The 9,867-nt window shown below is 69.5% G+C and carries 7 protein-coding genes; 4 read left to right on the top strand and 3 right to left on the bottom strand.

Features of this window, described 5'->3' with window-relative positions; translation table 11 throughout:
- Positions 1 to 122 precede the first annotated feature (122 nt).
- Positions 123 to 650 carry a hypothetical protein gene (locus A6V29_RS02515; protein ID WP_137158822.1) on the bottom strand — a complete coding sequence of 176 codons (528 nt, stop codon included), beginning with the start codon at positions 648 to 650 and terminating at the stop codon, positions 123 to 125.
- Between the two features lie 385 nt (positions 651 to 1,035).
- Between A6V29_RS02515 and A6V29_RS02510 the strand changes: the two genes are divergently transcribed.
- The 4 genes from A6V29_RS02510 to A6V29_RS02495 are packed head-to-tail and all read left to right on the top strand — an operon-like array spanning position 1,036 to position 7,329.
- Entirely contained in the window at positions 1,036 to 1,992 is a 957-nt protein-coding gene (locus A6V29_RS02510; protein ID WP_137158821.1) for a hypothetical protein, read from the top strand.
- Positions 1,989 to 4,292, top strand: a complete 2,304-nt coding sequence (locus A6V29_RS02505; protein ID WP_137158820.1) for a Mu transposase C-terminal domain-containing protein — start codon at positions 1,989 to 1,991, stop codon at positions 4,290 to 4,292. The genes A6V29_RS02510 and A6V29_RS02505 overlap by 4 nt, the downstream gene beginning before the upstream one ends.
- 2 nt (positions 4,293 to 4,294) lie before the next feature.
- The gene (locus A6V29_RS02500) at positions 4,295 to 5,497 is read left to right on the top strand and encodes a TniB family NTP-binding protein (RefSeq protein ID WP_249932943.1); all 1,203 of its coding nucleotides are present in this window, start codon (positions 4,295 to 4,297) and stop codon (positions 5,495 to 5,497) included.
- The gene (locus A6V29_RS02495) at positions 5,494 to 7,329 is read left to right on the top strand and encodes a TniQ family protein (RefSeq protein WP_137158818.1); all 1,836 of its coding nucleotides are present in this window, start codon (positions 5,494 to 5,496) and stop codon (positions 7,327 to 7,329) included. Before A6V29_RS02500 ends, A6V29_RS02495 begins: the two co-directional genes overlap by 4 nt.
- 698 nt (positions 7,330 to 8,027) lie before the next feature.
- On the opposite strand, the gene whiG is transcribed toward A6V29_RS02495, so the two are convergent.
- Both whiG and A6V29_RS02485 read right to left on the bottom strand, forming a co-directional pair.
- Positions 8,028 to 8,825, bottom strand: coding sequence for an RNA polymerase sigma factor WhiG (gene whiG / locus A6V29_RS02490; RefSeq protein WP_137158817.1), 798 nt, complete (start codon positions 8,823 to 8,825; stop codon positions 8,028 to 8,030).
- 81 nt (positions 8,826 to 8,906) lie between these two features.
- Positions 8,907 to 9,842, bottom strand: coding sequence for a tyrosine recombinase XerC (locus A6V29_RS02485; RefSeq protein WP_137158816.1), 936 nt, complete (start codon positions 9,840 to 9,842; stop codon positions 8,907 to 8,909).
- Positions 9,843 to 9,867: the final 25 nt, after the last annotated feature.

Raw genomic sequence — 9,867 nt, 5'->3', positions numbered from 1 at the left:
CCACTCAGCGGGACGTCACCAGCACGGCGACATCGCGGCCGTTGCGCGCAGCCTGCCGCTAAGTGACGGCAGGTGCCGACATTCCACCCGAGGCTGAGGAGACGGAGACCCGCTTCTGGCCGTCAGTCGACCTCCCGCTTCGACGGCTCGGCAGCCTGTGCTCGGCGCTCTCGCTCGGATACGTGCCGGTGGCTGGAGGCGGGTCGGAGCCCGTAGTCGACGGCGAGGCTGAGGTCCTTGGCTACCAGCATGAGGTCGTCGATCCAACTGCCGACCAGTGGCTGGGACGTGCGGTTGAACTCGGCGGTGGCTCGGCCGATCACCTGATGGAGCCGGTCGGTTTTGCTCACGATTGTGTCCACGATTTCGGTGCGGACGGCTACGACCGGCGGGCGTTCCTGGCCGCGTCCGGCTCGCTGTGCGGCGGTGTTGCGTTCGCGGCGATGGTCGGCGCAAAACGCCGCTCGGGGACCGGGCGAGATGGTCAGGTCGCAGCACAGGCACCAGTTGGTGTTGTCGGGGGCGCGGCGGCCGAGCGGATTGCCGTTGGGGAACCGGAGGGGGACGTCCTCCATGGGCACGATCGGCTCTTGGGGCCGCGATTCCGCGGGAGTGATCTTGGTGAGCCGGATGCCCTCGGGCAGTGGCACGGACGGTCCTTCCTGTCATTCGTGACAGTCACGCGTGTCATTCGTGACGTCACGAGTACCCGGCACAGATGGGACCGGACGGTTCGGCAATCCGGCCGCTGACCTGCGCTTTCCTGGCCCGACCGCACCTGCTGGCTTGACGCAGCGTATGCGACAGCGGGCGTCATTCGTGACAACGACACATCACGGACGGTCCATGTCCTGTGACTCTCGGATACGTCGGGCCGACCAGCGGCTCACCGATCCAGGAGATCCGTCAGCCAGCCATCCATCGCCAACCGCTCGGGTGAACCCCTGCTTGGCGCCCTGACCTGCCCGTTCCTGTCATCCCCACCGCCTACGTTATTGGCGTACTCGAACACATGTTCGAAAGGAGAGTTCGATCATGACCACGGCCCTGACCGCCAACTACCGGCTTCCGACGGCCGCACCGTCGCTGCGCACCCTCCAGCGCGCCACCCCGGCCGACCTCGAAGCCCTGCTCGGCGTGCGGCTGCTGCCGCCGGTTCTGCGGTACGACCCCACCGGCGACCGCGACCCGTTGCTGTCGGACGAGGCGTCCTGGCTGGACGTCTGCGAGACGACGACGGCACACCACGGCCAGGAGCCGGTGCTCACGACCGGCTGGCCGGACCGGTGGTCGGTGACTTACCGGCACGGTAGGGACGAGCAGACGGTGAGCGTGCGGGAGGTCGAGCCGACGGACCTGCTGGACGCCGATCCGATCCGCAACTCGACCTGGCACGCCCGCAGCACGGCCCGCGCGGGGCTGCACTACATGGCCTCGACGGACCGGCTGCACTGGCACGAGTCGCTGTTCGAGCGGGACCTGCTGATCACTCTCGACTTCGAGGAAGGGTTCAACGACGTAGCGAGCCAGCCGTTCACGCTGACCTGGCATGACGGGGCCGCGTGGAAGAAGCACACGCCGGACTTCGCCGCGGTCATCGACGGCGAAATGTGGATCATCAACGTTCGCCCGGCCGCCCTGGTCAAGCCCCAGTTGCTGGCCAACGCAGCCGCGACCCGTGCCGTGTGCGCGCTGCGCGGCTGGTGCGAAGCCGTGGTCGTCGGCTACACCCAGCCCGCGCTCACCGCGCTCAAGACCCTCAGCGCCACGCGCAGCACGGTCGACGTCCTGGGGCTAGGTGGTCAGATGCTCGACTTCCTCGCCGAGCGGGGGCCGTCCCGGTTCGGCGAGGTCGTCGCCGCCACCGACGTGCCGGTGCTGGCTCGTGCGGTGCTCCAGCGGCTGATCTGGGACCGCGAGATCAGCGTCGACTTGTCGCAGGTGCTCACCGACGAGTCCGTCGTCGCGCTCGTGACGGAGGTGACGGCGTGAGCGTCCGGCTGGCCCGCGGCATCCGCGTGAGCGTCGACAGTCAGGAGTGGCTGATCACGCAGGTGAACCACAACAAGGGCTTCGTGCGTCTGTGCGACGACGAGGGCGAGCAGGCGACCATGAGCCTCGACGAGTTCGTCACCCACCCGCACATCGAAGAGGTCACCGCCAAGCCCAGCCGGATCGTGGATTCCGCGGTAGAGCGGCTCGACGCGCGGGCACGGGAAATCCTCGCCAAGCGGATCGCGCACGTCTACGAAGCCGAGACCGGCTACCGCTCCGGCACCCCGGACGTGGCGTTGCCGCACGAGCCGCGCCCGGAGTACGACCCGGCCACGACCACGCTGATGCAGCGTCGGGAGGCGAAGGCGCGCGAGTTGGACAATGAGCACGCGGCCGACGCTGGAACGAAGATGTCGGTGGCGACGATCCGTCGGATCGCGAAGTCCCTCAATGATGGCTGCGCGCTGTCCGGGACCGTGGACCGGCGGCGTGTCCGCCGGTCACCCGGACGCATCTCCATCAACGAAGAGGTCGCCGCGGCCTGCGAGGAGGTCTTCGAGAAGACCCGGCTGGACTCCAACAAGACGCACGCGGCCCGCTACCTGCTGGTCAAGCAGTACCTGATCGATGTCTTCGAGTACGACGAGAAGGACGAGCGGTTCCCCTGCGAGCGCACCATCCGTCGCTGGTTCCAGGACCGGTTCCTGCCGAGTGAGTTGAACGGCAAGGCCCGCACCCGGCGGAGCGCCACCTCGGCTCCGGACAAGGGTTTCTCGCGGGCGAACCCGACCCGGCCGGGCGAACTCGTCTGCATCGACACGTGCAGCCTCGACGTCCTGCTGGCGGGCACCGAGTTCGAGGGCGTGATCCGCGGCGTCATCGTCATGGCCGTCGACTGGTACTCCCGCTCGATCGTCGCCATCCGCGTCCTGGAGGGCTCCGAGCAAGCGATCGACGTGACCTTCCTGCTGCGCGAGATCGGCAGGCCAAAGCCGATGCTGCCCGGCTGGGGCGACGAACACCGCTGGCCGTTCGTCGGTCTGCCGGAGACGATCCTCACCGACATCTACGGCGACGAGTCCTACTCCGGCATGCCGTTCGTCAACGCCGAGGCCGTGGTCACCGACCACGGCAACACCTACAAGGCCCACATCAACGTCGCCACCGCGACCCAGCAAGGCATCGACATCCTCCCCGCACGGGTTCGCACCGGATCGGACAAGCAGGTCGTCGAACGTGCCTTCGGATCACTCCGCACGATGCTGCTCCAGTACCTGTCCGGCTACCGCGGCTCCGACGCCTCCGAGCGCGGGTCGGACGTCGATGAGCAGGTCAAGTACAGCGTGCAGGACATCGAGGATCTGGTGTCGTGGTGGGCAGTGCGGATTTGGCAGAACCACGAGTTGTCCGACGCCCGCCCCGACTGGTGCCCCGAAGGCTCGTTCAGCCCGAACACGCTCTACGAGTACGGACTGGCCCAAACCGGCGTTCCGCTGCGCGCACTGTCCAGCAATGACTACTACGCGCTGCTGCACGTCGCGCACGTCAAGGTCCACAGCCGGGGCGTGCACATCCGCGGCCTGTACTACGACGGTGAAGCCCTCAACGGCCTACGCAACGAGCCGTCCCCCTACGGCGGGCGCCACAAGGGCAAGTGGACCGTCCGGTACGACCCGCGGGATCTGCGGCGGGTGTTCTTCCTCGACGCGGACGGCGTCTACCACCCACTGACGTGGGTTGGCGCGACCCGGCACACCCCGTGCTTCAACGACCGGCACGCCGCCGCACTCACCTCCCTGCGGCGCAAGCGCGGCATCGCACCGCACGATCAGGACGCGCTCGCCGAGATCCTGCTCTCGGAGATCCTGGCCGTGCATGAGCCGGTAGCCGAGTGGTCAACGCTGTCCCCCAAGGCCCGCAAGATCCTCAAGGAGCGGAGTCGGCTCCAGCGGCAGGAGCAGATGGTCGAGCGCGACCAGGCCGCCTCCGATGTGCCTCGGTTCGCCGACTCGTTCGACGAGACCGACGAGGACCCCCAGGTGCCATCGCAGCCCGTACGGCCGGTCTCACCGGTCACCGCGCTGGACACCGCCCGCGCCCGCAAGAACGCAACACAGATCCCCACCGAGGAGCAAGAGGCCGTGGCCCCCGCTCCACGGCTCGGCAGCGGCAGCAAGTCGATCTTCGGGTTCGACGCCGACGCCTTCCGGGCGGCCCGCGAAGCGGCTCTGACCCCGGCAGCCGGTTCCCCAACCGATGCCCCCTTGCTGATCGATGAAGGAGATGAGGAGGCGTGACCATGACCGTGCCCCCGATGCCCGCAGAATGGCTCGCCGAGCCCCCGCCGGACGAAGAAATCACGACCTTGGATGGCTGGCAGCACTACGTCGAGCACCGCGACGACTATCAGCCACCCGCGCTGCTCACCCGCGCCGAGTACGACCGGCTACCGGATGCGCACCGCAGCCTGTACGACATGGCCCGCGAAACGGCCATCGGCAACCTGCCGTGCCACCAGACCCCCATGGGTCAGGAGGTGATGGAGAAGATCGCACTCACGCTGCGGGCGAACACCGCCAACAAGACGCCTGGCGTGCGGCCCGGAATGTTCGTCTCCGCTGACGGCGGCCTCGGCAAAAGCACGCTGGTCCGCGAGATCGCCGCCCGCTTCGACGACTCGCAACGCGAGAGGGCGCAGTTCTTTCCCGACATCGCCGGAAACCGCGACCGCTGGGTCCCGGTGGCATGGCTGAGCATCGGCTCGGAAGTAACCATCCGGGGCCTATGCCGCGACCTCCTCGGCTTCTACGGCGAGATTCCCCGCAGCCGCGAGTACGCGCCAGAACTCACCGCCAAGGTCCGCAAGATCATGGTCGCCTGCGGCACTCGGCTCCTGGTCCTCGATGACATCACCCGGCTGAAGATGCACCGGGAAGCCGACCAGAACGCCGCTGACTTCATCCGCTCGCTGATGGAGACAGGCGCGACCATCCTCGGCATCGGAGTCAACGTCCGGGGCTCCGGGCTCCTCTACGAAGGGCAGGCCAGCGCGAGGAGCAAGCACATCCTCACCCAGACCCGCGCCCGGTTCACCGTTCACGACCTGCGCGCCTTCAGTGACGAGACCGGCGACGCGTTCGCGGGCTGGCTGGCGCACCTGAAGGCCGTCGAGGAAGACCTGCCGCTGCTGGACAAGACCCCCGGCATGCTCACCGACGGCGACACACCGGCCTACCTGCTCCGCCGCACCCGCGGCTCCGTCGGCACTCTCACCCGGCTCCTGACCGAGGCATCCCTGCTGGTTCTGGGACAGCCGCACACCGGCGTAGGTACGGGCGAGTACCTGTCCCGCGAGGTCCTCAACTACATCACCCTCGACGATGCGGCCGAGAGCCAGCGGGCGGCGGAACCGACCGCCCTGCCCGCTCGCGAGACCGCTCGGCGGACCCGCTCCCGCAGCACCGTGTTCAACGGCGCCCGGCCCCGCAATGGGGCGGCATGACCCTCCATCCCGCGTTGCCCCGTCCGCTGCCGCGCAGTCTCGCTCCGCAGCCCGGCGAGACGCTCAGCGGCTACCTACTCAACCTCGCCCACCGGCTCGACGCCCGACCCATCGACCTTGCGCATCGGACCGGCCTGGAGCACGCCTCGACGGCCGGAAGCATCGACACCCGGTTCGCCGTCGCCCTCCCAGAGGAGATCGCCGCCCGGTTCGCGCACGCCAGCAACCTGACCACCGACGAGGCCACCGGCTTGACGCTGTCCCGCTGGGACGGGCTGCTGTTCGACAGCAGCGCTCCCGGCAAGGCGGCCCGGACAGTGCAGGGCAACGGCTGGTTCGTGCCCACGCTCACCCGCGCCTGCCCGCGATGCCTGGCCGACACCGATGACATCGCTCCCGAGCGGGTGACTTGGCGTGCCGCCTGGAAGACGCCCTGGGCGATCGCCTGCACCCACCACAACGTCCTGCTCGAAGACACCTGCACCCGCTGCACCCAGCAGTTTGGGGCCTCCGGCAACAGGATCCGCAGCCTCATCCCAAACCCGGGGCTCGACCCACTCCACCCCGCCGCCTGTCGCAGCCGCCCCGACCGTGGAGCCGCGCTCTGTGGTCACCGGATCGATCACCAGGCGACCCATCCCTGCCCCAAACCGCTGCTGGCGCTTCAGCGCCACCTGGACGCGATCCTGGACGGCAGCAGCACCGAGACTCACAGCCTCGGCGTACCGGTCACCCCGGCCCAGTACCTCCGCGATCTCCGCGCAGTCGCCGTCCTGCTCCAGTTCGCCGACCACCGGCCCACAGCGGCCCCACTGCCTGTCGAGTTCACTGAGGCGCTGACAGCCCACCTCGACGCGCGCAACGAGCGCCGCGTCAGCCGGGGCGAAAACGACCGCACCGACCGGACCTGGACCGAGGCACCGACCGCTACTCGCGTCCTCGCTGCCCTCCTGCACGAGGCTGCCGCAATCCTCGATCTGCCCGCCCCGGAGGCCGCCCGCGACCTGCTGCCTCCGCTGGTCGCCGCCGCAGACGACCGCGAGAGCCTCGCCTGGGGCCGCGTCCGGTCCGCCGCCCAGCCGTCCGACGGGCTGTTCCGCTACTTCGCCCCCAACCGCGCGGGCGCCTTCAGCGTCCACATGCTCCGCGCCGCCTGCCCGACGCTGACGATCACTAGCGACCACGTCCCCGCCTATCTCGACGAGGCCCACTACGAGCGCTGGTTCGCCACCTTCGACCGGACCGAACAGCGCAACATTCGTCGCGCCGTCCCGATCGCGATCACCCAACTCATCGACGACTGCGACCTGAGCACCGCCGCCGAGCGGCTCGGCATCCCGCGCGTCAGCGCCCAGTCCGCGCTGATTCGCGCGGGGCGGGCCTGCAAGCGCACCGACCGCGCCGATGAGTTCCGCAGGCTCATCGGCTTGGTCGCCGAAGACCTTCAGGCGAACCCGGTCAACTACGGTCACCGCCGCCGCCACCTCAACGCCGCCTGGAACATCCCCGAGGACGATTGGCAGCGTCTGCGCGAAGCAATGCTCGCCGCCCGTGTCGCCCGCAAGGACACGCCCTGGGACGACCGTCGCCGCGACGTGACGATCTGGCTTTGGAGCGAGATCACCAGCGGCGACCCCGCACTTGCTCCGATGATCCAAACGCGGTCAGCGGTGCGCCGTTCCACCGACCTCGCCATCTCCTCGTACACGACACTTCGCCGCCGCGCGGCTCCGTCTCTAGAAGAGATCGTCACTGGCTACGCCGCCGACCTCAAGCAGCGTGTCGACAGGTGTCTGACCGCCTGCAACTGCCCGGGCGGGCTCAGTTCGTAGTCGTAACCGGTGGGAGGTCGTATTCCCGACCATTCAGATGCACCACCGCACGGGCGCGTGGGTTCAGTCCCCGAGGCGTCTCGATGACGGTGACGTTTGCGGCCAGGTCGGCGCTGATCACGCCTCTCCCGGGGTTCCGGGCCGCCAGCGTGAGCCGCTGACCTTCAACCCGAGCAGTCGTACGCACGACGCGAGCGCTACTACTTGCCCACGTCGTGACAGCCAGCAGGCTTCCGCCGTCCAGCCACCTGATGGGCGGCTCCCCCGAAGGTGAAGGCCACGGACAGCCAGGAATCGGGATTCCACCCGACGGCCGTCGGCGGCTTTACGTCTGCCCTGCTCGTCAACCACAACGACGGGGCAGACCGACCCGTCGCCGGGTTGGGCAGCGGCGCCAGAGCCCGGACCAGTAACCATGCCAAGCAGCCTCTGCACGTGGCTCTCCCTGTAGCCGCCGCTGGGGTCGCTCATGGAAGCCGAGGCCGGGGAGCGGTCCTGCTCAACTGTGGTGTCCAGAGAGCAGTCCTGCTCAACTGTGGTGTCCAAGGCGCAGTCCTGCTCAGATGTGGTGTCCAAACAGGCACCGCGAGGCTCTGACCTGCAACAAGACCGCAGGACGTGCTGCTCAACTGTCCTGTCCACCGACGCTTGTGCTCACGTTAGGTGTCCATTGCTCAACTATCGTGTCCGTTCACAGGTCAGACGATGTCGGCGAGCTTGGTCCGAAGGTGGAGGACGGCCTTGGTGTGCAGCTGGCAGATGCGGCTCTCGGTCACGCCGAGCACCCGGCCGATGTCGGCGAGCGTGAGGCCCTCGAAGTAGTAGAGCGAGACGACGACCTTCTCCCGCTCGGGCAGCTGCTCCACGGCCCGGGCCAGGAGCTGGCGTGCCTCGCCGTGCTCGGCCATCGCCTGCGGATCGAGGGCACTGGTGTCCTGGAGGGTGTCGCCGAGCCGCGGGGCCCCGCCGTCGTCGTCGGTGAGCAGCTCGTCCAGGGCGACGACGTTGACCAGCGACAGCTGGCCGAGGAACTTGCGGATGTCCTCGACGTCCATCTCCATGACCTCGGCGACCTCTTCGTCGCTCGGGGTGCGGTGCAGCTTCGCCTCGAGCTCGGCCACGGCGCGCTCGAACTGCCGGGCCTTCATGCGCACCGACCGCGGGATCCAGTCGGTGTTGCGCAGCTCGTCGATGATCGCGCCCCGGATGCGGGCCATGGCGTAGCTCTCGAACTTGACCTCGCGGGTCGGTTCGAAGCGGGTGATGGCGTCGATCAGGCCGAAGGTGCCGTAGGAGATCAGGTCGGCCTGCTCCACGTGGGCCGGCAGACCGCTGCCGACGCGGCCGGCGACGTACTTCACCAGCGGTGCGTAGTGCAGGATCAGCCGGTCGCGCAGCTCCGGCTCCCGCCCGGCCACGTAGTCGGTCCACAGCTCCGCGAGGTAGACCTCGGTGTTCTCACCGGTCTCGTCGATCTCGATCGTGGCCTCTGGCACGGTCGCCCTCCTCGCTCGCGGTCCGGGCTCGCGCCCCGTGGTCCTGCCCGGTCGTGGTCGTGACTCTGCCGTACGCAGGCCTCAGGCTCGGGGATGTGCCTGGGCGTGGACGGCGCGGAGCCGCTCCACCGTGACGTGGGTGTAGATCTGGGTGGTCGCGAGGCTAGCGTGACCGAGCAGTTCTTGAACGGAGCGCAGGTCCGCGCCGCCCTCGAGCACGTGGGTGGCGGCCGAGTGCCGCAACCCGTGCGGGCCGACGTCCGGCGCCCCGGGCGCGGCGGCGGTGGCTGCGTGCACGATGCGGCGGGCCTCGCGAGGGTCCAGACGGCGGCCGCGCACCCCGAGCAGCAGCGCGGGGCCCGAACCGGCGACCGCCAGGGCCGGCCGTCCGCGGCTCAGCCACGCGTCGAGGGCGGCCTCGGCCGGCACGCCGTAGGGGACGGAGCGCTCCTTGCGCCCCTTGCCGAGCACCCGCAGCACGCGGCGCCCGCGGTCGACGTCGTCGACGTCGAGGCCCACCAGTTCGCTGACCCGGATGCCGCTCGCGTACAGGAGCTCGAGGACGACGGCGTCGCGCAGGCCGACCGGCTCCTCGGCACCGGCCGCCGACTCCACGACCGCCCGCGCCTGGTCGGGTGCGAGCACGTCCGGCAGCGTGCGGTGCGCCTTGGGGCTGACCAGGCGGAGACCGACGTCCTCGGCGGTGAGCTGCGACCGGTGCAGCCAGCGGGTGAAGGAACGGGCCGCGGCGGCCCGGCGGGCGGTGGTCGCGCGGCTGTGCCCCCTGGTCCGCCCCTGGGCCAGCCAGCTGCGCAGCGCCGGCAGGTCGAGGTGGTGCGGCTGCTCGCCGCCCCGGCGGGCCAGGTGGTCGAGCAGGCCGACGACGTCTGCGACGTAGCCGCGGACGGTGTGCTCGGAGAGGTCGCGCTGGGCCCGCAGGTGGTCCTCGTAGCCGTCGAGGACCTCGGCCAGGGCGGACGGGAGCGCGGCGCGCGCGTCTGCCGTCCCGGACCCCACGGGGGCACCGTCCGTCGGCGCGTCC

This window comes from Blastococcus sp. CCUG 61487 (genome assembly GCF_005222955.1).
GTDB lineage: Bacteria > Actinomycetota > Actinomycetes > Mycobacteriales > Geodermatophilaceae > Blastococcus.
The sequence above is the reverse complement of the archived record's forward strand: the minus strand, read 5'-3'. Positions and strand labels throughout refer to the sequence as shown.